Annotated in this window: 21 protein-coding genes and 3 tRNA genes; 3 read left to right on the forward strand and 21 right to left on the reverse strand. The window is 53.1% G+C overall.

Annotated features, from left to right (window positions below; genetic code table 11):
* Positions 1-2: 2 nt before the first annotated feature.
* The 19 genes from tssJ to B8P98_RS05245 all read right to left on the reverse strand — a co-directional run bounded on the left by tssJ (position 3) and on the right by B8P98_RS05245 (position 22,208).
* Positions 3-536, reverse strand: coding sequence for a type VI secretion system lipoprotein TssJ (gene tssJ / locus B8P98_RS05155; protein WP_012540696.1), 534 nt, complete (start codon positions 534-536; stop codon positions 3-5).
* A complete protein-coding gene (gene tssG / locus B8P98_RS05160) occupies positions 517-1,599 on the reverse strand; it encodes a type VI secretion system baseplate subunit TssG (RefSeq protein ID WP_080897074.1) in 1,083 nt (360 codons plus the stop codon). Before tssG ends, tssJ begins: the two co-directional genes overlap by 20 nt.
* A complete protein-coding gene (tssF, locus tag B8P98_RS05165) occupies positions 1,563-3,323 on the reverse strand; it encodes a type VI secretion system baseplate subunit TssF (RefSeq protein ID WP_095032799.1) in 1,761 nt (586 codons plus the stop codon). Before tssF ends, tssG begins: the two co-directional genes overlap by 37 nt.
* Before the next feature lie 144 nt (positions 3,324-3,467).
* Entirely contained in the window at positions 3,468-4,091 is a 624-nt protein-coding gene (locus B8P98_RS05170; protein WP_223862124.1) for a hypothetical protein, read from the reverse strand.
* Positions 4,088-5,629: a PAAR domain-containing protein gene (locus tag B8P98_RS05175; RefSeq protein WP_025713303.1), complete on the reverse strand. Its 1,542-nt coding sequence runs from the start codon at positions 5,627-5,629 to the stop codon at positions 4,088-4,090. The genes B8P98_RS05170 and B8P98_RS05175 overlap by 4 nt, the downstream gene beginning before the upstream one ends.
* 72 nt (positions 5,630-5,701) lie before the next feature.
* Positions 5,702-6,094 carry a hypothetical protein gene (locus tag B8P98_RS32110; RefSeq protein ID WP_023342126.1) on the reverse strand — a complete coding sequence of 131 codons (393 nt, stop codon included), beginning with the start codon at positions 6,092-6,094 and terminating at the stop codon, positions 5,702-5,704.
* A complete protein-coding gene (locus tag B8P98_RS05185; protein WP_080897075.1) occupies positions 6,087-9,449 on the reverse strand; it encodes an ImcF-related family protein in 3,363 nt (1,120 codons plus the stop codon). The genes B8P98_RS32110 and B8P98_RS05185 overlap by 8 nt, the downstream gene beginning before the upstream one ends.
* The gene (locus B8P98_RS05190; protein WP_025713301.1) at positions 9,446-10,585 is read right to left on the reverse strand and encodes a hypothetical protein; all 1,140 of its coding nucleotides are present in this window, start codon (positions 10,583-10,585) and stop codon (positions 9,446-9,448) included. Before B8P98_RS05190 ends, B8P98_RS05185 begins: the two co-directional genes overlap by 4 nt.
* A gap of 529 nt (positions 10,586-11,114) precedes the next feature.
* The gene (locus tag B8P98_RS31545) at positions 11,115-11,354 is read right to left on the reverse strand and encodes a hypothetical protein (protein WP_223862123.1); all 240 of its coding nucleotides are present in this window, start codon (positions 11,352-11,354) and stop codon (positions 11,115-11,117) included.
* Positions 11,355-11,370: 16 nt separating this feature from the next.
* A complete protein-coding gene (locus B8P98_RS05200; protein WP_095032800.1) occupies positions 11,371-12,444 on the reverse strand; it encodes a hypothetical protein in 1,074 nt (357 codons plus the stop codon).
* 39 nt (positions 12,445-12,483) lie between these two features.
* Complete coding sequence (locus B8P98_RS05205) at positions 12,484-13,935, reverse strand: hypothetical protein (protein WP_025713299.1); 1,452 nt, start codon at positions 13,933-13,935, stop codon at positions 12,484-12,486.
* Between the two features lie 2 nt (positions 13,936-13,937).
* The gene (locus B8P98_RS05210) at positions 13,938-16,493 is read right to left on the reverse strand and encodes a DUF2345 domain-containing protein (RefSeq protein WP_025713298.1); all 2,556 of its coding nucleotides are present in this window, start codon (positions 16,491-16,493) and stop codon (positions 13,938-13,940) included.
* A 215-nt stretch (positions 16,494-16,708) separates the two neighbouring features.
* On the reverse strand, positions 16,709-18,412 hold the full coding sequence (locus B8P98_RS05215; RefSeq protein ID WP_042929537.1) for an OmpA family protein: 1,704 nt from the start codon (positions 18,410-18,412) through the stop codon (positions 16,709-16,711).
* A 2-nt stretch (positions 18,413-18,414) separates the two neighbouring features.
* Positions 18,415-19,080 carry a type VI secretion system protein TssL, short form gene (gene tssL, locus B8P98_RS05220; protein ID WP_025713296.1) on the reverse strand — a complete coding sequence of 222 codons (666 nt, stop codon included), beginning with the start codon at positions 19,078-19,080 and terminating at the stop codon, positions 18,415-18,417.
* Entirely contained in the window at positions 19,077-20,417 is a 1,341-nt protein-coding gene (gene tssK / locus B8P98_RS05225; RefSeq protein ID WP_080897079.1) for a type VI secretion system baseplate subunit TssK, read from the reverse strand. The genes tssL and tssK overlap by 4 nt, the downstream gene beginning before the upstream one ends.
* A 1-nt stretch (position 20,418) precedes the next feature.
* Positions 20,419-20,667 (reverse strand): hypothetical protein, encoded by a 249-nt coding sequence (locus tag B8P98_RS05230; RefSeq protein ID WP_080897080.1) that lies wholly within the window; start codon positions 20,665-20,667, stop codon positions 20,419-20,421.
* Between the two features lie 1,246 nt (positions 20,668-21,913).
* Positions 21,914-21,990 (reverse strand) — tRNA-Met (locus B8P98_RS05235).
* Between the two features lie 32 nt (positions 21,991-22,022).
* Positions 22,023-22,099, reverse strand: a tRNA-Met gene (locus tag B8P98_RS05240).
* 32 nt (positions 22,100-22,131) lie between these two features.
* Positions 22,132-22,208: transfer RNA gene (locus tag B8P98_RS05245), tRNA-Met, on the reverse strand.
* Positions 22,209-22,418: 210 nt separating this feature from the next.
* On the opposite strand from B8P98_RS05245, the gene mltA reads away from it, so the two are divergent.
* Both mltA and tcdA read left to right on the forward strand, forming a co-directional pair.
* Complete coding sequence (gene mltA / locus B8P98_RS05250) at positions 22,419-23,516, forward strand: murein transglycosylase A (RefSeq protein WP_008806279.1); 1,098 nt, start codon at positions 22,419-22,421, stop codon at positions 23,514-23,516.
* 87 nt (positions 23,517-23,603) lie between these two features.
* Positions 23,604-24,413 (forward strand): tRNA cyclic N6-threonylcarbamoyladenosine(37) synthase TcdA, encoded by an 810-nt coding sequence (tcdA, locus tag B8P98_RS05255; RefSeq protein WP_025713293.1) that lies wholly within the window; start codon positions 23,604-23,606, stop codon positions 24,411-24,413.
* 141 nt (positions 24,414-24,554) lie between these two features.
* Here the strand turns inward: tcdA and csdE are convergent, their stop codons facing one another.
* Together csdE and csdA are read right to left on the reverse strand one after the other, a co-directional pair.
* Positions 24,555-24,992, reverse strand: coding sequence for a cysteine desulfurase sulfur acceptor subunit CsdE (gene csdE, locus B8P98_RS05260; RefSeq protein WP_095032801.1), 438 nt, complete (start codon positions 24,990-24,992; stop codon positions 24,555-24,557).
* Complete coding sequence (gene csdA, locus B8P98_RS05265) at positions 24,992-26,197, reverse strand: cysteine desulfurase CsdA (protein WP_095032802.1); 1,206 nt, start codon at positions 26,195-26,197, stop codon at positions 24,992-24,994. The genes csdE and csdA overlap by 1 nt, the downstream gene beginning before the upstream one ends.
* A 197-nt stretch (positions 26,198-26,394) precedes the next feature.
* On the opposite strand from csdA, the gene B8P98_RS05270 reads away from it, so the two are divergent.
* Positions 26,395-26,619 carry a YgdI/YgdR family lipoprotein gene (locus tag B8P98_RS05270; protein WP_002915549.1) on the forward strand — a complete coding sequence of 75 codons (225 nt, stop codon included), beginning with the start codon at positions 26,395-26,397 and terminating at the stop codon, positions 26,617-26,619.
* The last annotated feature ends 96 nt before the right edge of the window (positions 26,620-26,715 follow it).

A 26,715-nucleotide genomic window follows, 5' to 3' on the forward strand; every position in this document is an offset into this window, starting at 1 on the left:
GGTTACTTATCCTGAAGGGGGAGCAGGCGGAGATCGCTTCTCATCAGCTCTATGGTGCGGGGCCTGTCAGCTTCCAGTTCATCCCTTTTGAGTACCAGTCGCCAACTGTTGCTTTGTTCATCGGGGTGATAAAACTGACCAACGATGGCGACAAACTGGGTCTCTTTATCCAGAGGGACATTCAGGGAAACCGCACCCGCTGGCTTCATCCAGACGGTATGTTTGGCCAGTACATCTGATTTCAGCGTTTTTTCTTCCTGCATAAGCAGCGTGTCATAGTTGGCCTCGTCAAAACGCTCACGTGTTTTCAGTTGCCAGACATGGATCATCGTGGAAAGCGGTGTGTCTTGTGCATCTGTATTCAGCGCGCTGCGCGATACAAAATCGAGATGCAGCGTTTTGATCTGCTTGTAGAAAATCGCCGATGCTACTTCTTTAGTGCCGTCAGTCACTCTCTGGGTCAGACCGCAGCCGCTCAGCAGCGTCGCGGCGGCAAGTACGCTGACAGCATGTCGTTTATAGGGTGTAAGAAACATGAGTAACACTCTCCCTGTTGCGGGTGGATGATGTGGGCATGAGTCCCTGATAACGCCCGAGACTGACCGTGACCGTACCGGCGACTGGGGCAGCAAAAGATGCCCGCAGCACGCCCGTTCGGCTTACCTGAACGCGCTGTTTTCCCAACTGTGCCGGAGGCAGCAGACTGACGGGCAAGGTCAGTTGCAGGCGGGCCTGGTAGCGCCAGCCCAGATAGACACGCAACAGCACCAGCAGGTCGGTATGTAGTTGCCCGCCCGGCAGCCAGCCGCGTGCCTCTCCGTCGTCTTCGGTATATAGCTTCAGCAGTAACTGGCTGTTAACGTCAGTGCCGGTGTTGCCCAGCAGTGCCCGAGTTTTCAGGCAAATACGCGATCTTTTTGATAAACCCGCAGGTTCAGGCAGGACAATCTGTTGTGGATCGTGCGGGATAACTGTCGCTTTCGTCTGGGGGGCCAGTAATCTGACCAGCGCCGTTATGCCTTCTGCTGTACGCGTCGGCAGACGCATCACGCTGAGTAATGCCAGAAAACGCGAGACCGGCGTGGCGATATGATTTTCGCTGCCGGGAATGCCCAAACCAATCAACCCCAGCAGGCAGCGGGAAATATTATCCACGGCTCCCGGTTCAAACGACGTAGGGTAATTATATTTGCGCCAGATACGATAGTACTGAGTGATAAAGCGATGGTTAAAAATGTCCAGAAACGCCATCATCGCTTCATGGCCGTCCCGGCGCTGCGCGATGTAGTCGAGATAGGCTGTCGGCAGCGGTGAATCCACACCGTACAGCCCCAGAAACATGGTGCGCACCGTGGGTGGCGCGTCAGGATGATCCAAATCCTGTTCGACGCTTTTTAGTTCGCTTACCGGGAACCCCATCCCCGGATGTGGACGAAAACGGACGGGATCGTCTGCCGGATTGGTTGTGCTCCCCAGCAGTGGCGTCTGTGGTTGGCTTTGTTCAAGAAGCTGGCAGAAACGGTAAAAGTTAATTCGGTTAATGTCCGGAGCAAGCCTTTCCGTCAGCCCGGTACGCGCTGGCTGTGGTGTTCTGTCCATTGCAAACATTTTCCTGTAGGTTGCAGAATCAGCGTCAACTGAGTAAATAAGTGGATGTCGGCATACAGGGCGAAAAAGCGGTGCAGCAGTTCGCCAAACAGGGTGATATCGCCTTCGCCGGCGAAACCGTTGCTGTCCAGCGTGACCTGAATATCCACGCCGCGCAGTAGAAAACCTTTTTCAAAACGCTGAATCAGGTGATGCTGAACGTCAACGATTGCCTCCAGACGGCGTCGGTTCATTTCGCTTTCCGTCCAGTCGTACAGCGCCAGCGTGCCGCGCAAGATTTCGGCGTTGTCCATCATTGACAGGAAGTTGGAGCCTAAGTGGCTGAGAACCCGCCAGTGGAAACGGTCACGCGCCGGGGGATAACAGGGCTGCGTCGGCGCGCACAGGTTGCGCACCCGCAGTGTATGCTGCGTGGCGTAGACGGGGGTGTCCAGCACCGTGCTCTGCAGCGCTTTACGCGGAAGCTGACCGTTGGTGCCGGTCAGACTCAGGGACAGGGTTTCGTCTTCCAGCAGGCGGTCGATATCGAATGCGTCGCCCCCAAGGATCAGCCAGGTATCATGCAAACCGGAAGGGCCGCGTTTTACCCGCGTATGGTAATAACGTTCCGGCGAATCATGACGCAACATCCCGCCCCGGTGGCGAAAACTGGAAAAGGGCACATATGCCTGACTGCCGGTGTGTCGCGAAGAAATAATATTATCAACGGAGTAAATTTCCGTATGCCCGTCCTGAATACGCATGGGGCGCAGCAAGTATTCATTTTCCAGCGGAGAAAGATGCAGTGGATCGGCTTCCAGGGGGAACAGGTTGATCACCGGTACGCAGTGCAGGCGGATATTTTCGGTGCTGAACGGCAGATCGTGAGACCAGCTTTCCGCGAGCACCACGTCAATTTCGAATCCACTCATTCCTGCCGGCCAGACCACATTCTCCAGCCCGTTGAGGGCGACAAACATAAACTTCTCGCGGAAGGTGAAATACTCCAGTAGTAGTTGGTAGCCGCTGAAGGCCGATTCGCCTTTTGGCCAGAGCGGATCGTCCTTACCGAACCCCATCGGGGAAAAATAACCGTCCAGTGTCCGACGTTCCTCCCCCGGCAGGCGAAACCAGATTTGCTGCACCCCCAGCGTCAGCGCCCGGTGTAATGCACAAGCCAGCGGACTGTCCGCATTGAGATAGAGCGGCAGTCTCGATAAATCAATCTGTGACCCGTCGCCAGCCAGCGGGCTGCACTCAAAGCGCAGACGGATAACCGAGCGTCCATCCTGTTCGTACTGTAACGACACCTCTGGTAAAGCCAGCGGAAGCAGGGTGATATCCCGCGTGGCGCTGTAGCAGCAACGTGCCCGGTGTTCGCCGACGGGCCTCGAGAGCACCTGAAAATCCCTCAGTGTTTCGCTCTGCTTCATTTGCCGATGATCGGTTAACAGTTCCACCACCGACAGCGACGGGATTGTACGCAGATAATGAGGCCACAGGAGGCTCACCAGCCCCTCAGTCAGTTCAGGTAGATCGTCATCCAGTTTTTCCCGCAGGCGGCCCATCAGGAAGGCGAAACCTTCGAAGAGACGTTCGACATAAGGGTCGCGCGCGCCGGGCTTATCGAGATTGAGCATAGCGGCGCGATCAGGATACGCTTGCGCAAACTCTTTACCCGCTTCACGCAGGTAGCGCATTTCGGCTTCGTAATAGCGTTGGGTCAGGTCGTCCATAAGCAGGAGTTATTCTCCTTTCATTAAAAGTAAATATAGTGCAAGTCTTCAGATGTAAAACAGATGTTGATATTATTTTACGAAAAATATATCGCGAGCAATTATCAATATATAATAATTAAATCATGTTTTTTACGGTTGCGTTTATTTAATTTTTTCCTTATTCAGATACTTTCTGTATGAATATGAGGCGGGAAATCTTTCATGCCAGTATCCGGCTTTTTTCACCGAACCCTCGAATACCCAATAATGATATTTATTCCCCGAATACTCCCTACGGATCGGCACCTCATACCTCTTATTATTGTAGATAAAATAGATAAGAAAGAAATCAATAGTTGGCGTTAAGGTCTCTTTGTCAAACTGGGTTTCGAGATATTCAGAGGATAGCTTATCTTTCATTAGTTCCCGAAACTCTTGATTATCCAGATCAGATAATACAGATAACTCTGAAAATCTTTTTTCTGAACCATTAATACCTTTCTTCAGATAAAATATTATCTGATCGCTGTTAAGATCACCAATTGGAACATAGCGGGTATTTATCACATAAAAATCATTGATTTTTATATACTGTGGAGTACTTAACCATTCACTGGCATCAAACCACTTCTTTTTCGACGGCCACTCCGGATCGTTTTCACTCTCCGGTGTCACATGCACCGCCATTCTGTATTGCTGTTGATACATAACATATCCTCCACCACATAAGGCTGTCAGCAAAAGAACAACCAGAAAGTAATATCCCTTCATTTTTAAAGAGTTCACAATGTCCACTCTCCGGGTTGATAGGTCTGTAATCCTTCTTTCAGCCCCTCTGGGCTATCCCCGGTTCCCGGCATACGCCACGCACCATTTGGCGCAATTGGACCAGCACCGCGTTTAGCGTTAGCATCTCTCGCTGTGACATCATCATAGCGTTTTGACATCTCATCATAATTTTCGGGTTTCTGGGGCGGCGTAATATCGACATCACTATTCGCCTTTTTCTTATTATATCCACTCAGGCTTTCCTCGTATTCTTCAATAACATCTTCATAATTTTCTGCTGCACGTATTTCTTTTTTCGTTCCGTAAATCGATGAATAATCCGACCGCATTTCAAACGCTCTGACACTCACGTCCCAGCAATCCGCCATCTTTTGTGCCGGACTGTTTTCCTGTCCGGCATCCATTCCGGTCAGGTCTTTTCCATCAACAGAAATACCGGCCCGGCAGGCATAGGTTGTGACAACGGCATCATAATCAAAGACAGCCTCCTGAACGTCAACGACATCTCTGGATTTAAACTCACCGGTCTTTTCCTTTCCTTTATTTTCATGATGATAATGGAATGATGCAGTGTCGATAATTCCGTGACACAGAATAACCATCTCCTTAATTACTCTGTTCTTGTCTTTTCTGCTGTTCAGGAATTTAATAAATTCAGCCTTGTCTTTCACATAAACCACGCGACCACTTAATGCTTCAACATATTCATTAATTAATTCAATGTCTTTCTCCACATATCCCTGCTGAAACATCAGGAAAATACGCTGTATAGAATAATTATCTTTATTCACTTCAGGAAAAAGCCGTAGCTGTCTCAATCCGCAGTTTACAAAACGATACTGATTCCCCATAGAATCTTTAAATTTCGTTCTTGCGGCCACCACCACAATATAATCCCGGCCAGTAATCCACTGAACATTTTCAACCGGCTCCTGCTCAGCTGTCATCAGTTCAATTTTTCTTTCATTTATCTCCTTTAATGAACCGAAGTTGCCGCCTCTTTTTTCCCAAGAATACGCCAGCTTACCAACTAACACCGTAACCTTCTCCGGCGCATCCGTATAAATTCGCTCCGTTTCCCCGTTCGGATTCGTTTTCCCTTTTCTGAAGGTACTATCACTCAGAATGAATACATAAGGGATACCCTCTAAACCAACGTCATCCTCTTTCGTTAAAAGTTTTATCTGATGGCTGTATTTTTTATTCTGCGGCTTTGTACTTGCTGCGGTAAGATTATTCGTCTTGCCTGATGTGGTATGGTTTTCCGTGCCACCACATTCATCAAACAAATCCGAAGTGGCAATCACCTGATTGTTCGCGCATTTACACGCCACACGGTCGCCGTTACCGACAAAGAGCGAATCCTCAGACCACCCACGCGCCGTGCCGACAATCCCGAACATCCCTTTGCACTTGTTACACCACGCCCTGTCGCCATTCAGCGCCAGTTTTTTGCCGTCTATGATCGATGACGTAGCGCTTGCCACATAGCCGTATGTCGTTTTATCTCCCAGTCTTGCCAGCCTTCGCGCCATAACTCCTTCCCTCTTAGTCCCCCTATGCCCTTGATCACAGACAGCAGGTATTAGTCCTTCTGATAAACGCCATCAGTCCTTATGCTGCGTGTCGCGCAGTACCGCCGCCCGTGCCGGATCCATTACCACCAGCGTTCCCAGCAGGTTTCCCATTTTCCGGGCAAGCGCCGCTTTGTCCGCGTGGCGGTGCGCCCGCAGGCGCAACAGCTTCAGTTGCCGCGTTTTTACCTCAAACAGCAGTTCCGATTCCCACTGCGTCAGCGTCAGCCCCTGCGCGGTGGATTTGTTCATTTCGTCGCGCATCAGCAAAAAAACGTCGTGATAGCAGGGGTCTTCACCCACCGGCGAATCCTCCGTCACCGGCAGCAGCCAGCTCTGCCACAGTGCAGCCTGCTCCTGTGCGACGGTCGTCGCATCCCGGTCAGAGAAACAATTCCGGGTTAACTGTTGCAGTAACTCACTCATCTGCGTTGTCCCTGTATTCTTCTGCATCACTTATGGCTTTCCCGGTCAGAAACACCTGTCCCGGCAGGCGGAAGTTTTTCAACGCCAGCAGCGCCAACGGCCCTTTACCCTGTTCGACGCGCATCAGGTAATGCAGCGGCAGGCCGTCCGGTGCTTTCCACTGCAGCTTAAAGTTACTGCTGTCCAGTTGCATCACCTGCGCCTGCTCCAGCAGACGGATAAAGCTCCAGCTTCCCCGGTGGTCGGCCAGAATTCGTTCCATATTCTGCGTGCTGGTCCAGCTCAGCGACGCACCGGGCTGCCACTGTTCATCCGGCCAGTTGAAACGCTGCCAGCGTTCTTTCTGGTTGAAATATTCCAGTTCCTGCCCATCAATCACCAGATGCGTTTTCATTACGTCGCGCGCCGGTTTTGCCCGCAGTTCAAAATGTACCCCGGCATCGCCGCTGGCAAAGACTGTGTCGGCCACATCGCGCAGGCGATTCAGGGCGCGTAAAAACGCCGGGTTGATCGCCAGTCCTTGCGTGTTCATGGTGTCAGCCACCCAGTACCGGCCTTCGCGTTTCAACATTCCGGTGAGGTTGGAGGCAATAAACTGATTTATCCGCCCGTCGTCACGCAGGTACTGCGCCAGCAGGGGAAGTGAGGCGTCATTCGCTGTGTCTTTGAACGGGTAGCGCCCGGCAAAATCCTGCTCCCAGAGGTTGACAATAGCGCGCTGCCACTGCCGGTTAAGGCTATCCGCTGCGGGCGTCAGCACCTGTCGCCATGCCTGCTCCACCGGGCTAACAAACAACGACTGGCCAAAACCACTCCATTCTTCACCCAGGCTGGCGGCTATCAGACGGCCATAATCGCGGGTATCGGTGAGGTCGACGGTTTTGCCCTGCAATACCGTCTGCGCCAGCTGCTGCATCATCTCCTGCGGGTCCGGGGCGTTGGTGACCTGTTGGAGCTTGAGGCGCACGCGGGTCACGCGGGTGAGATAAGTTTGCAGGCTGAGCTGGCTGTCGCCAGTGCCCACGGCTTTATCACCGGTCAGCCGCAGCAGCGGGGCAAAGGTTTTGTCCATCGGTCCTGTTGGTGCTTCTTCACGGGCGGCACGGGTGTTCTGCAGTGTTTTTTCTTTACCGTTAAACAACTCTTTTGCTGATTGTGTCAGCGAGTCTGACAGACTACGGCTTTCCCTTCCTGCCGCCGCCTGCCATGCCACCGTATCTGTGAGCGCAATCAGCGGCGACTGGCGGGCATCAGCCATCAGCGTCAACTGGTCCAGCACGCCGGAAAGTGAATCTTCGTGCTTCCAGCGGAGACTGTTAAGAAACGCCAGCCAGCTTCCGGCGAAGTCGGTAAAGTAGCGTTCCGTCAGGCGGGCGCGCAGCACCTCAGGCGAGATAACGGCGGATGCGTCCTGGCGACGGTCGCTGAGCACCCAGTCGATTTCCTCGCGCCGGGCGGTGACCACCTGTTCTATTGCCTCTTTTACCTGTCCTTCCCATGCCTGACGGGTAAACATTCCCGGTACGGTCTGTTCGGTACTGAAAAGCGGGTCTGTCAGCGTGTCGCCGGTCATGTCTGCCAGCGTGATATCGGCGTAGTTACGGGAGACCTGTTTCAGGACGTTCTGATAGAGGGTGTTTTCCGCATTGCGCACCCCAATCTGGCGCAGCAGAATTTTGCGTACCTCACCGGTCAGTTGCGGCTGCGGGGCGATTTTCCACTGTTGATGCTCCGGCAGATTCGCCATCCAGAAGGTCAGCAGCGACGGCAGTACGCTTTGCTGGGTGCCTTCCGGTACATCTGCATAGCGCAGATGCTCTGCCATCAGCGTGGTGCTGAAAAAGGTGGCGTCAGATTTTTCCGGGCGGGACATCATCAGCAGCGCCTTAAGCTGTTTATAACGCTGTTCTGCCGTTGCGGTGCGTTGCGGACTGTTCGGCGGCAGGGCGACAAAGGCGTTCAGTTGCTGCTGCAGGTGGGCGACCGCTACATCGCGTACCAGTCGGTTTGCCGCCTGCGCATAGCCGGGGAACGCCGCGTTCAGCATCTGAGCATTACGCTCCAAACCGAAACTCTGATACCACGGCGTACCGTGGCGGATACGATACTGCAGACGCTCAAGCTCGCCCTGCAAGGTGTGCAGCGCAACCAGTTGCTCTGCCAGCGGCAGTCGGGTATTGATGGCCCGCGCTGTGTGCGTCCCGGTTTCCTGAATCAGGGCGCGGTTGGCAAAAAACGAGGTCATCATTCCGGTCCACCATATCGCCAGCACGCAGAAGCAGGCCATCAGCGCGGTGCGCAGCCACGGAAAGCCCACGGTGCGGCCTTTTGCATTGTCGCCAGTAACGCCCGCCCACACCAGCGATGACAGCCACGCGTGGGGAGCCGCTTCCGGCACGGCGGCCAGTGGAGGGCTGAACATCAGGCCGCGCAGGTGCAGAGAAGGGAATGCGCCGCCTGCCAGCAAGGGCTTCAGGACGGTTTGCCAGTGAACGATGCCGCGCTCTGTAAGAGTGTGGGCAAGACGCAACAGAAAATCGTGCCGGTTATTGGTCAGCAACTGCGACATTCCCTGTTCCGTCAGTTGCGGGGTTTGTGCTTCCAGTTGTGTAGCCAGTTGTTCCGGTGTGCTTCGCTCCGGCAGCAGGCAGCCGACGCTTTGTAGTGTGCGCCCGGCCTGATAACCTCCGTCATCACAGACCAGCCACAGATACAGCGGAGCCTGAAAGCCAAGCAATTTTCCACCATTACCCAGTTCGCGCCAGCCCTTATCCAGTTGCGCCGTCTGGCAACTCTGTTTCTCCGTCAGCGGCCAGATAATACCGTCCAGCGGGCGGAAGCGGCGCAGTTTTTTCAGGGAGGCCAGCAGGGTGGTATCCGGCTCTGCCGACGCCTTGCCGCCATATATCAACACCGTATGGTCGCCTTCCTGCCAGCGCTGCTCTGTCAGCCCCGGCGCGATGGCTTCCACCTGCTCAGGCTCGCCCGTCACCAGCAGCAGACGGACCTGACGCTGCCAGAACAGACCGTAACGGTCGCGAAGATGAAAAAATAGTTCAGAATACAAAGATGTTCTTTGCCCAGGTTCATAACGAATTTCTTTTTCCGGGTATTCCCCCTGTTCCTCAGACTGCCGCCGTTCCCTGCGAACCCTGTATAAACGGGAAAAATACCAGGATGCCCGCAGAAAAATAAACGACATTATGCCAGCCAGCCATATATAAAACTTATTTTTATCCCCGGTTAATCCAAAAAGATCACCAAAACGCCAGATAATAAAACCCAATACAGCCGCAAAAAGCAGGAGCAGCAATACGTCTGCAATAATCGTTAACTTATTGTTTGCAGATTTCATGAAGCCTCCACCGGGTGGACAGTAGTAATTATCCAGTCGTCTTCATATCTGGCCATCATCAGATAATCTGATTTTTGATAAGACGCCGCCGAGACTGCTAACGCCGCAGTTAACCAGACCGAATTCAATCCGGGTAGACCACTGAGGCTTTCCATTACGTGGATATTATCAACTTGTAATTTCCCTTCTTTTTCGTTGAAGCATTGAAGAATACTGCCGCTGACGGGTAACAGACCAGCGCAGTCCCCTGTCAGTCCTGTGGCATTTCCGGCTATTTTTTGCGTATCAATAAAAATATCCAGATCTTTATCAAAACGATCGGCTACCACAACCATCGGACGAAAAATTCTGGCTTTTTCATCCAGTTGATATTTTTTTACTACATCATCTGCTGCGAATAAAAAGGAAACTATGCCATCTGAATAATTTTCTTTGCCGTTAAGCTGTAAAACCAGAACAATATATATTTTTTCTTCTGTCACTTTCAGCCAGACGTCAAGTTGTTCAAATAAAAGAGAAGGAACAAGACGGACAGATCCGGACGGCAACATGATGTTCATCTCCTCCAGCACTCTGGAAAAATCGGCCTCCATACGGGTATATTCTCTTTCATTACAGTCCGTAAGGATAATAAACTCTTTTGCAATCCGAACGGGAAGATTAAAAATATCATTTTCATCAATAAGAAGAGTAAAGAAAGAAAACCAGTCATTAGTTTTCCATGTAAAATAATCAATCCTCACGGATAAACCATACATTACCTCTGACTGATTGTCTGATAGTGACGATCCATCCACTTCGCCGGGAAGGAAAAGTTTACTGCCCAGCACAGAGACATAACGGCCTCCCCATTTTTCCCATTCTGTGTTGATATTATTGATGTTATGCATTATTACCGTATAATTTTGCATGGCTCTGGCATAAAAATATATTTGTAAACAGAAGAGGAAAAGACACAGGATTAGAGGAGAAAATAAGATTAATAAAGTAACATTATCTCTAATGATTTCATCACGAAAGAGATAAAAGAGTAGCAATAAAAACGCACTAAGAATAAGGAAGGTGAGAAGCCATTTATAAAGAGGTATTTTCACTGGGCTATCTGGTTCTTCAATATGTTTTCTTTTCCATGCCATAAAGTTTATCCATTTAATAAAAATAAGTCATCAATCGGTGGAAGGTATTGGCAGTGAGCTATTTAAGAATGTAAATATGCTCACCTTCACCAGTCATATTTACCTTGCGATCTATAAAAACCAGTTTCCGCCCACATGTATCTTCCATCTTTCATTATTGATAGCGCCTGAAGTATGATTTTTGAAAATGAATTCATTAAAGCCAACTTCATTCAACTCGAAATAAACAGCTTCACCACCGTTTGAACATGATTTTATCTTTATCAGGTGGCGTGATTAAACGGAAAAATACGTTACGCTAAATGTCACTGTGACACATTCCAGTTATTGAGCGCATCTGTCAGATTACAGCGCCCCGTTTTCGTCTCCATCACGTCATACATATTAAATACATAATTGCCATTTCCGGTATCTTTGACGTTTCCGATAAACGCAAAATACATCGACTGGCTTTTACTCTGATTAAACGTCTGGTACGCTTTTTCTATATTTTCTTGATTAGCATCTGCGGTCCTGACTATTTTCATTTTTAATGGCGGGCTGTCGCAACGGACAAAAAAATCTCCTGATTTTCTTTTTTTAACATGCCCCAGAAAATATCATTATAATCCTCAGCATATGCATTGCCTGCTAGAAAATATATAAAGAACAGTCCTGTCAATAATGATTTCAGCATTACGCTTTCTCCTGTCAGAATAAAATCCCTTTTATGTCCCCAGTGAATGTAGGGGACATTATTTCTTTCTGCGTTTTTATCCCCGCCTGCCATTTCTTTCTGACGGACGTTATCCCGCTTCAGAAACCCACACCGGGCCGCCGTCGTGTCGCGCCATCAGGGACCACAAAACATGAAACTTTTCGCCTTGTTTATGCTCCTCCTCCATTATTCTGTCTTCCCATTCCGGCATCAGTTCCCCCTGCTCCAGCGTTACCGTGACCGGTTTGTCCTCCACAAAAATCGACCATTCACCGCCGTGTGGACAGGGTTCGCCGCTGGACGCGCTTATCCGCTGCTGTTCCGTGATGTACTGTTGCTGGCGTTGCGGCCAGTTGTAAAGCTCCTCCAGGGTTCCCCGCGGGAAAAAGCCTTCCAGCGGCACGTTGATAAACCGGTTTTTCACCCGCCGTATCCGTATCCAGTTGGTTTTTGTCCATGCCCCTTCCTCCCAGTAATACTCCTGCTGACCAACATCATTGACATACTGAGTTCGCATACGTCCCTGCCATGCATCAGGAATATTCTCCCTCAGATACATCAGGCGCGCCCCCGCATCAAGTAGATCCGGCAGGTACAAACCGTCAATCGTCACCGGATCGCCTTCCCGGAGATACACGCTGTGATCCAGTTCATAGAGTGGCAGTTGCATAGGTAGCGCCAGTGGACCATAAAGACTCTCTTCATAGTAATAAGTCAGCGAACCTTCGTACCAATAACCCGTCGAAGTGTCTTTTATCAGATCATCATAGAACCCCGCCCGCCAGAGTAGTTTCTGATATTGCTTCTGAGCTACATCAGGCATCCAGTTCGGGAAATAATCTATCAACCCCCGCCGATCACTACTGATATTTCCCCCAGAATGCAGTGCATTTGGATCGTTTTGCTGACGCTGTAGAAAATCATAATGTACCGACTTTAATGTACCGCGAATATTGGGCAGTACCCGCCCCCCCCAGACAGCATCAATCTGTTCATACAGCGGGCGCCGACGGATATCCAGAGGCATGCTTTTTGCCCATTCAGCCACCTGATACTCACATAACTCAACCAATGTCCGCCACGCCTCATAACGCTTCCGATAATATTCCACCGACATTGCTCGCTCTAGCAGCCAGCACTCTTGGGGGTGCAATATCGCCATATTACCTCCTTCTTTATTTATCAATCTTTCCTGTGGTTATCACTCTTCAGGCACGAAAATTTTAGTTTGCAACTGGGGAATGCCGATATACATATCTACTTCATCAGAAAAATCCCTATATCCCCACCCTGTGTGCTGACGTTTCCCCAGATAATTCAGATTCAGATCGGCCGGGTCTATCACTATCTGAATTCCCCCACCTTCCAACACTATGTCCACATTTTTACCATTATCAGTCACTCTACGCGACTGTGAGGCAGCGGGACCTTCCCAGACTTTCATTGTGGTGCCTGGCGGGACGGTATACACCACATATTCGCCATTTTCATTCCAGCTCTTCCATACCGCAAAACGTCGCCGCCACTGCGATTTGCTTTTCAGAGCCATAAACTCAGCCTCACGCATCCAGCAAAAACTGTTATCACTACTGGCAGGATCCAATACACGGTACAATTTTTCATTCTGTGGCAGCTCAACATAACGCATTTGATGAAAGCTTTTTATATTATCTTCCGACAAAGCAGGCCAGCCTTCCTTATCCTTTTCCAGTCGCATCAGACTCTTCTGCTCTGCGCTCGCCTGTTTCAGCCCTGGATATTTCTCAGTTACCCCCACATCCACCCAGTCCGGCTTATTATGAACCAATAACTCAGCCTCTTCTGCATCTTTAAGACGAGCCGGGCGATGCGGATTAGCGCCAGTATGAGCCTTATAATAATTATCGCCTTCCTGTCGTAGACGCGAGGCCAGCTTTTCCAGTGTCTCATTCAGCGGAGCCAGTGCCTTCTCCAGCATAGTATTGGCCTGACTACGAATAGAAACCAGCAATTTCCAGGTCGTCTCAATCGGCTGGCGAATAGATTCCGGCCCCCAAGATTTGGCTTTATCCAGCAGGCTTCCAGTGACTTCCATTAATTCATCAAATTTCGTCAACAGCACGGACACATTTAGCTGCGCAATCAGCTCTCTGACCTGCTTCTCGGCATATTGGTAGGGGTTATAAATCTTCATATATTTCATTGTGGCCTGCACTACGGTCATATCAATGAATCTGTTAAATAACGAGACAGCAGCATCAATAGCTTTTAAGGTTATCTTCCCAGAAAGAGCAGCTTTTCTTATCGAATTAAATAGCACTTTGAAAATCCCTTTAATCAGGGAACCCGCAACTGGAATAAGACCAACCAGAGTGAGGATCATTGCCACCCATGCCCAGGTGGTATCTGTTTTTTTATCGTTTCCTTCCTTTATTTTCATGCAGTTAGCAACCAGATCACGGACATCGCAAATCTGATCCACCAGAGGGATCATAGAAATAACAGTACCTGTTACTACCTGCCCGGTACTCTGGTTATCGTTAAAATCTCCCTGAATGGTTTCCCAAATCCACTGCCCGGTCGCTTCAATTTTCTTCTGTATGCCAGAATACCAGCTTTCTGGTGGCGGCTGATAAAAAGCCAGCGCTCTGTCTAAATCAGTGTCTGTATCCATTATTATGCTCCCTGTCCATCCGTCCCTAATTCAGCATCTACTGCGGCAAGCAGGGACGAATAGGGATCCCAAGGTTTGTCCGGTTCCGGCTCTGGAAATTCGTATTCCACCGTTGCTGATTCGGGGGGAACATTTGTATGCAGTGCGTACCCTTTATCATCTAACATGCCCGACAATACAGCCCCTGACTCAAAAGCGATTTTGTACTTCGCGCCACCAATGGGAATACCATCCCAGTCCCGCAGATCCAGCGACAGATCGTAATTACCTTTTCCCGGCAGCACAGGCATCTCAACCGGCAACTGCGCTTTACTCATCTTCTGTACATTCGCTGATTTCAACAGGATATTCTTCGGTCCTCCTACCTCCACCCCGCCGCCGCTCAGCCTGATGTACGCCTTGCCGCATTTCAGCACAAGTTCCTTCTCTGCCTCTATCTCCACCACATCTTCCGTACTGCTTATCTTCATCCCATGGCGCGATGTCAGCCGCATTCTCTCGTTCTGAGCCTCCACTTCAACTTTTCCCTGGTTTGCGTACAGCTTCATCCCTCCCTTGCGCGCAAATACACTCACCGCGTCTCCCGCCGAGACAGTCACCTTCTCCATCGCCCCTGCATCAATATTTGTTCCCGCCATCAGCCCTATACTGCTCTCTCCTGAACCCAGTCTGACGCCCTTTGGACTTACAATCCCCACGCCTTCCGGCGCGCTCAGCACTATCCCTGCCTTTACAAGCTCCGACAGCGCGCCGTTCAGCGACGTATGCCCATCAAGATCCGCACCATGCGCATTCGCCACCTCCGCCGCCTGTGACAGACTTTTTGCTATCGATAACGCATTTTCCAGTTGCGTTATTGCTGCCTGCATATCCAGTACCTGCCCCTGCGCCTTTTCCTGCGCATCGGCGCTGATAAAGACACCTTTTTTCGCTCTTATCGCACCCCACATATCGGTGCGCAGTTCGAAACCCTCACCGCGCTGCTGCTTCCCAGCATCCACCAGATGTCCCAGGTTCAGCTGGCTCTTTCCGCCGTACTCTGTGCTAACCTTGATGTGCTCCTTACCCCGCTCATCGTCCAGCCGGATTTTGTTATTCGCCGGGGTGCGCAGCACGTTGCGCTTATAGTTCTGGATGGTCACATGGTCGGTGTGCGCCGAGTCGTGTTTCACCCCGGCGATATATGGCCTGTCCGGGTTGCCATCCTCAAACGCGATGCTAACCTCGGTTCCCGCCAGCAGCGGCAGGTGCAGACCGTAAGTATCTCCCGCATAGGGGCGTGACTGCCGTACCCACAGGCTCTCGAAACCCGGCTTCCACGTATCCCGGTCAAAGTCCAGGTTCACTCGATAGCGCCCGTCTTTGTCGATATGAGCGTAGATATCATTTGCCGTGGTGCTGGTCACCCGCGCCGGGAGTGTCCCTGCCATCACAGGCCTGCGGATGAGAGGAGGGCGGTAGCCGTAGCGTTCGGAATAGGGGATGGCGGTGAATGTCAGTTCGTAGCTGCGGTCTCGTGCTGCGCTGGCGGTAATCCCGGTTATCAGAATGCCCTTGCGGAATACCTCTGGCGCATCATTACCCTCGACCTTTATCTCCAGTCCCGGCATCAGCAGAGAACTGGTGCTCTGTCCCTTCAGGATGGCGCGTCCGTTCAGGTAGCGTTCGTGGCGGATACGCGCATAGAATGCACCACTCTCCGGCGTCGCTTTGTCACCCGTTTTCAGAAAATTGTCAGCGTAATGATAGGCTTCACCGTAGGTGGTGTTATCCCCGCCTGTTACGTCAAACTGGCCTGTTGTCATCTCCGCCATCGCTTCACGGTAGTTGTAATCCCGCGTCGTGACGGACCTCGATACCACGCTGTAGGCCGTGTTCAGACCCCACACTGCTTCGGTTCCGCTGTCGCTCATCCCCGAAGGGTGACGCAGCGGCAGCGTCAGGCCGCGCTCATAGCCACTCTGGTCGTCGTAAAACTCGATAACCCCGATTTTCAGTCGGGCGTCGGTACTGAACCGGAACCAGATACCCACCTCCGACAGCAGCCGTGAGATGAATGTCAGATCGTCTTCGTCGTACTGCATGACCTGCTCGCGTGACGGGTAGTCGCTTTTCAGGTCAAACACAAAGTCCTGACCGCGCATCTCATGCCGCTCGCGAAGTATTTTCTCCACGATTTGCGGCACCGTCTGGTTCTGATAAATCGCGTTCTGATGACTGCGGGACAGCAACGCCAGACGGGGCTCCAGCCGCACCTCATACCGCGCCTCGTCCCGTGAGGAAGACAATTGCTTAAATCCGGTGATCACCCCGTACAAGGTACGCAGGGGAGTCTGAACCGGCATTCCCTGCACCGGCGGGGCGGTCAGGCTGAATGCCCCGTCCTGCATCAGTACCGACTCGGGCGCAATAAACTTATCGCTGCTGGTAAACTGAATGTCATAGCGGAACGGGGCGCTTAATTGCTCCTTGCCTTCAAAGGACAGTACGTCCACGCCGCTGCTCAGGCTGCGGATTTTTAACGCGTGGTGTGAGTGGTCGAAGTTCTGTGCATCCATCGTGGGCTTCCTTATTTCGTAACAAATTCCACAGAAGTTCCTCTTGCGGGGCCCTGTTCAGGCACGCTACCGCCCATAGCCATGACCTCGTGCCCATCAGGTTTACATCAGGCTAAATTGTGAGTAGCGGTTGCTCGGTACCGGTACCACCGATATTCAGCGAGCCGTATATCGAACCCGTGCCAAAAAAGCAGAAGGCTGCCTGCCAGCCACGGTTAGCTGGCTGAAACTCCTTGTGGATTTAACTGAGATAATGCCGGTTCTGGCAGCATGTTCTGTTTCACGTCCTGACAGGCGTCAGTGCGGGGTGCCAGACTGATTTCGACGCGCCGGTTAGCGGCCCTGCCTTCCGGCGTGTCGTTAGTTGCCGCAGGATGGCTTTCGCCCAGCCCCTGTACGGCAAAACAGGTGGCCGGAATGTCGCTGGTCTGTAGCATCCAGTCGCGCACGGCTTCCGCGCGTCGCAGCGACAATTGCTGATTGGCTTTTTTATTGCCGGTGGTATCGGTATATCCGGTGACCACAATCAGCCAGCCCGGCCTTGCCCTGATATTTACCAGCGCGTTAATCAGCACTTTTGTCGAGCCGTCTTTCAGACGGGCCTGTCCGACGTCAAACAACGCCATGCTGTCGAGACGCACGCTCTGTACCGGTAATGCGTCTGCTACATCCCTTTTTTTCTCAGGTGGACGGTAATCGCGAATAACCCGCCATACCGGCTGGCGTAGCCGTTCGCCGGGATATAAGCCCAGACTGAGACGTAATGGCTCCCCTTCGCGAAAATAGCTATCCAGAATATTTGCATCGTCCTTCAGGACCGACAGGTGGTGGGCTTTAGCGGCGTCGTTGTCTGCCGGAACGGCATCATATTTATGTAGATCGTCGCTCACCTGCAGCAGCAGGCTGCGGTTTGCGGTTGCTGACAGACAGAGCGCAGCCACTCCTGCCACGGTGGTCATCAGCAGCGCCGCCACGCAGGCGCGGCGCACTGGCGTAAATCCTGATTGACGTGGTAACAGCGGCAGCATCATGTCCGGGAACGGCAGGGGAGATGCGCCGATCTTCGGTATCGCCTCCGGCGTCAGTCCCGTTTTTGCCGTTGTCCATGTCTGCCACAGATTGCCTTCCAGCGCAGGCAGCGATGGCGCCTGCCCCATGCCCGCCGCCAGCGGCGGATACCCGTTCAGCTCTGGTAACACCATCTGATTGAGCCACTGCATCAGGCTTTCCATCCGCAGAAGATGGCAAAGCCGCAGGCTGCTCCCATCGGTTCCGGGCTGTGCCGCCCATGCCGTCGGAGAGCTTTCTCCGGCGGGCGTCACCACCTGAACCTTGCCGCCGGCGCAGATAAACCACGGTAGATCATCCTCTCGCCCTGTGCCGGGCAGCCAGCTCCACAGCAGCAGCGGCACTTTTATGCCCGCCCTGCGGCGCACTGTCGCCAGACCGCCGACAAAGCGTCGCAATTGTCCCGCCAGAACAGCCATATCCAGATGAACAACCGGCACGACCGTGCAGGCCACACACAACTGAGAAGCCCATGCGGGGCGGTCAGCCAGCAGCACTTCAGCCTGTCTGATAAGTTGCTCTTCATCCGCAACGTGCAGGTACAGCCCTCCCGCGACCTGCCGCAGCGGGTTTTCTGTGAATAACGATGCTGCCGCGTCGCCGCACACCAGCACTACGGGCTGCCGATATGTTTTGGGCGGCAATCGGGACAGCCATGCGCTGTCGGCCTCAGTCTGTCTTTTTTTTCCGCGCCAGCACGCCAGCAGGCCTACTGCGATGACGATAAGCGCCACTGTCACGCCAAATTTCATCGCCGTAGAGGCCTGATTGAATCCCAGCCATAGCGCCAGCACCAGCAGCATGCTCCACAGCAAAAGCGCCTGTTTCAGCGTGTTACTCACCCGGCTCATCTTCAAGACTTGCCTGTTGGCAGCAGTTCATCCACCAGTACATTCAGCCAGCTATGCAACCCCCACCAGACGCCAACCAGCACAAGCATTAGCAGTAGCAGCCAGCAAAAAGGAGACTGCCACAGGTAATGCTGACGCCTGGTCAAAGGCACATTCAGCACTGCCGAATCTTCTTGCACCCTGAATGGCTCAACCCGCTTGCTGAACATCGCAATGAGATGCTGCCGTTCATCAGATTCGGGGTCCTGATAGCGCCCGCGAAACCCCAGCAACAGCACGCGATGAAAACAGGTCAGGACCGCCGACGTGGGGGCTGGCTCCTGTAAAACCCGCTTCATACGCTCATACAGTAGTTCGCCGGCCTGAAGGGTATTGAAAAAATGCGACTGGAGAGGGTTTTTTAGCCAGACCATCTGGCCATCATCCATCCCGTCCCGGCTGAGAACGGTTTCGTCCAGCAGCGCGCACTGAGCGTAAGTGATATGTTCTATGTCCTGCTGGCTGAATCCGGCCGCTGTCAGACGCTCGCGTACCCCTTCCACCTGCTGCAGACAATGGCGATATAGTTCCTGTCCGTGTCTTGCAGAAGTGCCCTGACGCAGTTCCACCACCGTCAGAAAGGTGTCGCGAAGTAGTACGTCAATGTCGATTTTCCGTTCCTGTGTCATGACCGCAGTACCGCAAAAAGCTCGGGTTTCAGATCGCCCAGCGTACCCGGCGCGTAAATCATGCAGCACCCGGCATCCAGCATGGCTTTAGCCGGAGCGCTCTGCATATCCAGCGCAAAATACTGATTCTCCAGCCGTAATGGCAATGCAGCCGGAACCTGCGTCAGCGGAACAACAGGCACACCGTTCAGCGCAACATTAACCAACAACGTAACGTCATCCGGCGCCCCGATTTTGCAGAGCCGTGGTAACTGTTGCAGAACGACGTGCGTCGGCAGCGAGGAGCGAACAGAAAGGTAAAAATCCGCCTCTTCCCGCAGGCGTGGATCGTGAAGTTCGGCTTTCCAGCGGTTGCCGGGAAGGGATTCCAGCTCGAGCGCAATCACCCGCGACGGCAGGCTGGCTTCGAGCAGTTCGCTGAGCAGGGTAAAAAGCGGCGGAAAAACGGAGGATGGAGCATCATGGACATATGCGGGAATGGCGCTCACGTTGTGTTCAAGGGAAAAGGTCAGCAACGCGCCGGCCAGACGAGCCAGTTCGCGCCAGACGAGTTCAGGATGGATGCTCGGATACCGTAAAAAATCACTTAGAACCGGTTCAGCGCTGTTCAACGCATTGAGTAACCAGAACAGGGACACATCCGCTACCGCGAAGTCCGCCATACGCTGATTGCTTTCCCGGCGCAGGGCCATCAGACGCCGGCACTTCGCCTGTAGCTGCAACAGCAACGTATCCAGTCGCTCCACCAGACCAGTATGTGCGCTGAGGGCAAGCAGCGGCGGGATGTAGCTTTCATCCTGAGACCAGTTACCCTGACCATTCCGCGTCAGACGTGCAAGCGGGCAGGTGATGTAATCCTGATTGTTATCATGGGCGAAACGCAATGACAGCGCATGGCATTCAACGGCCATTTCTTCACTGTCGCTGCCATAAATATCCTGTACTTTATGCCATTCCTGACGATAACGCAGGGGTCTTTCAGTATGCTTTTCCTGTCCCAGATTACCGCCATTCGCATGTTCCAGCGGTAACGCCAGGACAACTATTGCCGTATTTTCCACCGCCAGAGTATGTAAATCACAAGCCAGAGGCAGCGCATCGGAAACGTCGGAGTCGATCAACGAGCCATCTGAAAAACGCAGGCGCAGGGTACGTAATTTTAACTTCCCTAACGCCAGCGCTTCTCTGTCAAACTCGACTCTCGCCACACCCCATGGATGACGGATACCCAGCTGTGCAATGCTGTTGTTACTGTACGTTTCCCAGCGGGCCTGCTGCTGAAACTGTTGTGAGGACAGGAACGTTCCCTCAGCCCATAGTGGTCGATGAATTTTCATACTACACCACCGCCCGGTCAGGTTTTTGCTTTTGGCATTTGAGAAACCTGAGACCGTGCCAGCGTGACTTAACGTGCTGGACGTCTGGCTGATGCATAACCACATCCTCCGCAGATTTCGCCAGACAGGAAAGTGGAGTATGGATAGCTGCCTTCAGATGTATTTTTTTAAACAACGACTGATAAATGCCGCCTGATCCCATCATTGTTGACATAGCCGCAGATGAAGAAATATGTTCCTTTGCAGACATCAAAATTTCCCTTTTGAAACTTTTATCCGGTTTTGCCCAATGACTTTCCCAGGCGTGCAGGTTAACCCCTCTCCTGTAACGACATTCTTGTTAATTCTTCCATCGCTCCAGGTTCAGTCATTGCGTTAGTGAAGTCGTTTTGGTTTAAATTAAGGCCAATTATTGGGGCTATAGTTAATAAATGTCTGGTGGACACTACAATCCCTGGCGGAGAGAAGATGTAGAGGTAACTTCACATTCATGGCACTTCCTGTTTTCAGGCCCGGCTTTATGTTAAAGCGAGTTTCGGGAGCATCGTTTAGAAATTTTTTAGCCATGTTGCTTCTCCCTGTCTAACTAACCCCTGTTTAAGTATCTGACCTTGATCCAATTTAACAGTTAAATAAAGCGGGGTGCAATGTGGTCAGTGTCTGAAAGATCGTTATTATTACTACTATAAATAATTTGGCTCGTATCCTAAGATAGTTTTATTTATATGAAGTTTCTCAATTTATTGACCATCAAGGGCAATCTGCTTGGTTATGGATAAGTATAAGCATAAAATACCGATAAACGATCGCGTAATAATATCGCAACGCCACTTTTTCGGAATAAATAAAAGCTTCTTTAATAAATAATATTTTTGTTGTGAATGATTTGGTGGCAAAAAGTTCGACTGTCTACTGAGAGATTAGTGAAGTACAGAAGGGGAGAGGATGGAATTAATACCATAATTTAAAACAATCAGAAGAAGCTCTGGTATCCAAAATATAACATTTGCATCAATTATCATGATTTGTTCAGTAATGAAAGTATGATGTTGACTTATAATGAAAGCTATCATAGATACATTATCTCAATTAAATCCTGTTTGTTGCAGTGCCCTGTCTGGCAAGATAACCACCGAAATATAATAATTATATCAAGTCTGCTATCTTCATTCTTGTTGCCAGAGGCCGATTACAAACGCAAAGCTAACGGTAGTTCCGGGAATTTAGTCCTTTTATTGCGCAAAATTCAAAATGAGTGGATTAAGCAAGTGGCTTTTAGCCGTACACTCATTTGTCCACGCATTATCTGTGGATCTCCTGAGAGATACAGGGAAGTATAAAAAGACGTTGATAAATTGCGGTTTCTTGTATTTCAGGGGCTGTTACGGATGACATAAAGCAAATCGGCGAGGGGGCGGCAATGGCCGTTCCCGTTTTCGGCAGAGGTTTTGTCGGCGACAGAAACAAAAAAACACCCTTGAGGGTGTTTATGATGTTGGTTGCGGGGGCCGGATTTGAACCGACGACCTTCGGGTTATGAGCCCGACGAGCTACCAGGCTGCTCCACCCCGCGTCACCGTACTGCTTCACATTGTCAAATTTGATTGGTTGCGGGGGCCGGATTTGAACCGACGACCTTCGGGTTATGAGCCCGACGAGCTACCAGGCTGCTCCACCCCGCGTCACCGTACTGCTTCACATTGTCAAATTTGATTGGTTGCGGGGGCCGGATTTGAACCGACGACCTTCGGGTTATGAGCCCGACGAGCTACCAGGCTGCTCCACCCCGCGTCCGTGGAAGCGCACTATACTCCGCTAGCGAGATGATGCAACCTTTTTTCGACCAAATCGACATTTTTGTAAGAATTGGCTTATAAAACGCCACGTTGTGGTGTTTTTTTACACAGATCTGTGCCATCGATGAGATCGCGCATTTCAATAGCCCCGGCGCTTTGTTATCTTCAACACGCACTAAGGCTTCGCAGCAAAAGATGAGACACCATGAAAGGACGTTGGGCAAAATATGTAGCGACGGGGGCAATGCTGGCCATGCTCGCCGCCTGTTCCTCAAAACCGACCGACCGCGGTCAGCAATATAGCGATGGCAAGTTCACCCAGCCGTTTTCACTGGTAAACCAGCCGGATGCCGTCGGGGCGCCGATCAACGCTGGCGACTTCTCCGAGCAGGTCAATCAAATTCGTAACGCCTCGCCGCGCCTCTATAACAGCCAGAGCAACGTCTATAACGCGCTGCAGGAGTGGCTGCGCGCCGGCGGCGACACGCGCACGCTGCGCCAGTTTGGTATTGACGCCTGGCAGATGCAGGGCACCGACAACTATGGCAACGTCCAGTTTACCGGCTACTACACGCCGGTAGTGCAGGCGCGCCACACCCGTCAGGGCGAATTCCAGTACCCCATTTACCGGATGCCGCCGAAGCGCGGTAAGCTACCGTCCCGCGCCAGCATTTATGCCGGCGCGCTGAGCGATAACTATGTGCTGGCGTACAGCAATTCGCTGATGGATAACTTTATCATGGACGTGCAGGGCAGCGGTTATATCGACTTTGGCGATGGTTCGCCGCTCAACTTCTTTAGCTATGCCGGGAAAAACGGCTGGCCTTATCGCAGCATCGGCAAAGTGCTGATCGACCGCGGGGAAGTGAAGAAAGAAGATATGTCGATGCAGGCGATCCGCGAGTGGGGTGAAAAACACAGCGAAGCGGAAGTGCGCGAACTGCTGGAGCAGAACCCGTCGTTCGTGTTCTTTAAACCGCAGTCTTTCGCGCCGGTGAAAGGCGCCAGCGCCGTGCCGCTGATCGGCCGCGCCTCGGTGGCCTCCGACCGGTCGATTATTCCGCCGGGAACCACCTTGCTGGCCGAGGTGCCTCTGCTGGATAATAACGGCAAGTTTAACGGCCAGTACGAGCTGCGCCTGATGGTCGCCCTCGACGTCGGCGGGGCCATCAAAGGCCAGCATTTCGACATCTATCAGGGCATTGGGCCTGACGCAGGCCACCGTGCCGGCTGGTATAACCACTACGGCCGCGTCTGGGTGCTGAAAAACGCCCCGGGCGCGGGGAATGTTTTTAGCGGCTAACACCCCTGGCCGTGCCTGTTGACCAGGGCGCCCGGATGACGCCGCTTGCGGCGGCCTCCGGGCGCTGTCATTTTGTTCTGAGGTTCTATGTCTGTTGTAATCAGCGATGCCTGGCGCCAGCGTTTTGGCGGTACGGCACGTTTATATGGTGAAAAAGCGCTGCAATGTTTTGCCGACGCCCACGTCTGCGTGGTCGGGATCGGCGGGGTCGGCTCGTGGGCGGCGGAAGCGCTGGCGCGAACCGGCATCGGGGCGATCACCCTTATCGATATGGACGATGTCTGCGTCACCAACACCAATCGTCAGATCCACGCCCTCAGCGGCAACGTCGGGCTGGCGAAAGCGGAAGTGATGGCGGAACGTATTCGTCTTATCAACCCGGAGTGTCGGGTGACGGTGGTGGATGATTTCGTGACCCCGGAAAACGTGGCGGAATATCTTGGCGTCGGCTTTAGCTATGTTATCGACGCGATCGATAGCGTCCGGCCGAAAGCGGCGCTTATCGCCTGGTGTCGCCGCTACAAGGTGCCGCTGGTTACTACCGGCGGGGCGGGTGGCCAGACTGACCCAACGCAGATCCAGGTCGCCGACCTGGCGAAGACCATCCAGGATCCGCTGGCGGCCAAACTGCGCGAGCGGCTGAAAAGCCAGTTTGGGGTGGTGAAAAACAGCAAAGGCAAGCTCGGCGTGGACTGCGTCTTCTCTACCGAAGCGCTGGTCTACCCGCAGGCGGACGGTAGCGTCTGCGCAATGAAGAGCACGGCGGAAGGGCCGAAGCGGATGGACTGCGCTTCCGGTTTTGGCGCGGCCACCATGGTGACCGCGACCTTCGGGTTTGTCGCGGTATCGCATGCGCTGAAGAAAATGCTGGCGAAGGCGGAGCGGCAGACGACGTAAATTCCCGGGTCGCGGCGCAGGCGCCTTACCCGGTCTACAGAGCAATTCCCCGGAGGCGGCGCTGCGCACCTGTCCGGGCGACAAAACTGCATGAGCCCGTAGCCCGGGCAAGGCGCATCAAGCGCCGCCCCCGGGATGAGCTTAAACCTCAACCTCGCGGGCGGCGGCAAGCACCGCCTCGCTCAGCGCATTCAGGCCCTGGCTGCGCGAGGCGCTGAGCTGACCGCGCAGTCCCAGCTCGTCGAACAGCGCCAGCGGATCCTGCGCCAGGATCCCGGCGCGGGTTTTTCCTTCCACGGCGGTTAAAAGTACCGCCAGCAGACCGCGCACAATCCGTCCTTCGCTGTCGCCAAAGAAGTGCAGCCTGCCCCCGGCGTCCTCCTCATAGCCCAGCCAGACTCGGTTCTCACACCCGGCAATCTCATGGGCCTGCGCTTTGCGCTCATCGGTCAGCGTCGGCAGCTTTTTGCCCAATAAAATCAGCTGCCGATATTTATCCTCCCACTGGTTCAGCGGGGCGAAGGTCTGGCGCAGCGTGGCGTCGGTAATGGTCGTGCCGAAGGGGTGCAGGGTCGTCATTAATCCACCAAAATTTCCAGGGCGCGATCCACCGCGTGGACCAGCGCTGCAACATCGTCTTGGGTATTGTAGGGGGCGAAAGAGGCCCGCAGCGTGCCGCTGACTCCTAAAGCCGCCAGCAGCGGCTGGGCGCAGTGCTGCCCGGCGCGAAGGGCAATGCCGGACTCCGCCAGCAGCGTCACCAGATCGCTGTGATGAATACCCGCAAATTCAAAGGCCAGCAGGCTTGACTGCTGGCAGCGGAAAGAGCGGAAGCCCGGCCGTTTCGCCAGCGCCTCTTCCGCCAGGCTCGCCAGGCTGCGGCTCCAGTTTTCCGCCTGGCCGATATCGCTCTGCGCCAGCCACTCCAGCGCGGCGCTGAGGCCGATAACCCCGGCGACATTCGGCGTACCGGCCTCGAGGCCATAGGGGGCCGGCTGCGGCGTAAAGCCGTCAAAGCTGACCTCGGCGATCATCTTCCCGCCGCCGAGCCAGGGCGACATCGCCGCCAGCAGTTCGCTTTTGCCGTACAGGGCACCGATCCCGGTCGGGCCATACAGCTTATGGCCGGAAAAGGCGTAAAAATCGATATCCAGCGCCTGCACGTCCGCGGGGAAATGTACCGCCCCCTGCGCGCCGTCGACCATCACCACCATCCCGGCGGCGTGAGCAAGGCGGATGGCCTGAGCCAGGTCCGGGCAGCCGCCGGTGACGTTGGACATCTGGCCGATGGCCAGCACCCGGCTGCGCGGGGTGATGAGCGCGCTGAGGCTGGCGATATCCGGCAGGCGGTCGGCGCCGAGCGGCAGCTTGACCACTCTGGCGCCGGTTTGCCCGGCCACCATCAGCCAGGGCACGAGGTTGGCATGATGCTCGGCTTCGCTAACGAGAATTTCATCGCCAGGCTGCAGGCGCGGCCGGACGTAGCTCTGCGCCACCATATTGATGGCCTCGGTGGTCCCCCGCGTCCAGACGATATCTTTGCCGGAGGGGGCGTTCAGCCACGCCGCCACGCGCTCGCGGGCCGCCTCATAGCGCTCGGTCAGCCGCTGGGCGGCGGCGAATTGACTGCGGTGGACGTTGCCGGCGCTCAGGCGATAAAACTGGTCGCTGGCGTCGATCACCGCCTGCGGTTTGAGCGCCGTCGCCGCGCTGTCGAGATAGACGCCGGCATCGGCCAGAGCCGGAAACTGCGCGCGAAAGTGCGCAGGGTTGAATGCGTTCATGGAATTCCTCGTATCAATACCGCGATCGTCGCGCAATTTGTCGGGCGTGACAAGGCCTCTGCCACCTGTGGAATTGTCCGAATGTGACTCCATGTCGGTCAAAGAGGGTTATGCTGAAAAGTGTTGGGTTTGTGTTTTAACCTATTACTTAACGAGTTACGAATAGTATAAATAGCCGTAAGGAGAGAAGAATGAAAATGACTAAGGCCGCTGCGATTATCTCTGCCTGTATGCTGACTTTAGGCCTGAGCGCCTGTTCCTCTAACTATGTGATGCATACCAATGACGGGCGCACCATCGTTACCGACGGGAAACCGCAAACCGATAATGACACGGGCATGATCTCGTATAAAGACGCGTGGGGCAACAAACAGCAGATCAATCGCTCTGACGTGAAACAGCTGGGTGAGCTGGACGAGTAAGGCAGTAAAAAGGCAAAAAAAAGCACCGCATGTTGCGGTGCTACATTAAATCACTATGGACAGACAGGGTAAATGTACAGGAAGTGAAAAGGGGTA

It is taken from the genome of Klebsiella quasivariicola, assembly GCF_002269255.1.
GTDB lineage: Bacteria > Pseudomonadota > Gammaproteobacteria > Enterobacterales > Enterobacteriaceae > Klebsiella > Klebsiella quasivariicola.

Coding starts and splice junctions, on each gene's coding strand:
- B8P98_RS05205 (WP_025713299.1), bottom strand. CDS start 13,935: ATGGATACAGACACTGATTTAGACAGAGCGCTGGCTTTTTATCAGCCG.
- B8P98_RS05175 (WP_025713303.1), bottom strand. CDS start 5,629: ATGGCGCGAAGGCTGGCAAGACTGGGAGATAAAACGACATACGGCTAT.
- tssK (WP_080897079.1), bottom strand. CDS start 20,417: ATGAAAATTCATCGACCACTATGGGCTGAGGGAACGTTCCTGTCCTCA.
- B8P98_RS05190 (WP_025713301.1), bottom strand. CDS start 10,585: ATGGCATGGAAAAGAAAACATATTGAAGAACCAGATAGCCCAGTGAAA.
- tssJ (WP_012540696.1), bottom strand. CDS start 536: ATGTTTCTTACACCCTATAAACGACATGCTGTCAGCGTACTTGCCGCC.
- B8P98_RS32110 (WP_023342126.1), bottom strand. CDS start 6,094: ATGAGTGAGTTACTGCAACAGTTAACCCGGAATTGTTTCTCTGACCGG.
- B8P98_RS05210 (WP_025713298.1), bottom strand. CDS start 16,493: ATGGATGCACAGAACTTCGACCACTCACACCACGCGTTAAAAATCCGC.
- B8P98_RS31545 (WP_223862123.1), bottom strand. CDS start 11,354: ATGGCAGGCGGGGATAAAAACGCAGAAAGAAATAATGTCCCCTACATT.
- tssG (WP_080897074.1), bottom strand. CDS start 1,599: ATGGACAGAACACCACAGCCAGCGCGTACCGGGCTGACGGAAAGGCTT.
- tssF (WP_095032799.1), bottom strand. CDS start 3,323: ATGGACGACCTGACCCAACGCTATTACGAAGCCGAAATGCGCTACCTG.
- tssL (WP_025713296.1), bottom strand. CDS start 19,080: ATGACACAGGAACGGAAAATCGACATTGACGTACTACTTCGCGACACC.
- B8P98_RS05185 (WP_080897075.1), bottom strand. CDS start 9,449: ATGAAATCTGCAAACAATAAGTTAACGATTATTGCAGACGTATTGCTG.
- csdE (WP_095032801.1), bottom strand. CDS start 24,992: ATGACGACCCTGCACCCCTTCGGCACGACCATTACCGACGCCACGCTG.
- tcdA (WP_025713293.1), top strand. CDS start 23,604: ATGTCTGTTGTAATCAGCGATGCCTGGCGCCAGCGTTTTGGCGGTACG.
- B8P98_RS05270 (WP_002915549.1), top strand. CDS start 26,395: ATGACTAAGGCCGCTGCGATTATCTCTGCCTGTATGCTGACTTTAGGC.
- B8P98_RS05200 (WP_095032800.1), bottom strand. CDS start 12,444: ATGGCGATATTGCACCCCCAAGAGTGCTGGCTGCTAGAGCGAGCAATG.
- B8P98_RS05215 (WP_042929537.1), bottom strand. CDS start 18,412: ATGAGCCGGGTGAGTAACACGCTGAAACAGGCGCTTTTGCTGTGGAGC.
- mltA (WP_008806279.1), top strand. CDS start 22,419: ATGAAAGGACGTTGGGCAAAATATGTAGCGACGGGGGCAATGCTGGCC.
- B8P98_RS05230 (WP_080897080.1), bottom strand. CDS start 20,667: ATGTCTGCAAAGGAACATATTTCTTCATCTGCGGCTATGTCAACAATG.
- csdA (WP_095032802.1), bottom strand. CDS start 26,197: ATGAACGCATTCAACCCTGCGCACTTTCGCGCGCAGTTTCCGGCTCTG.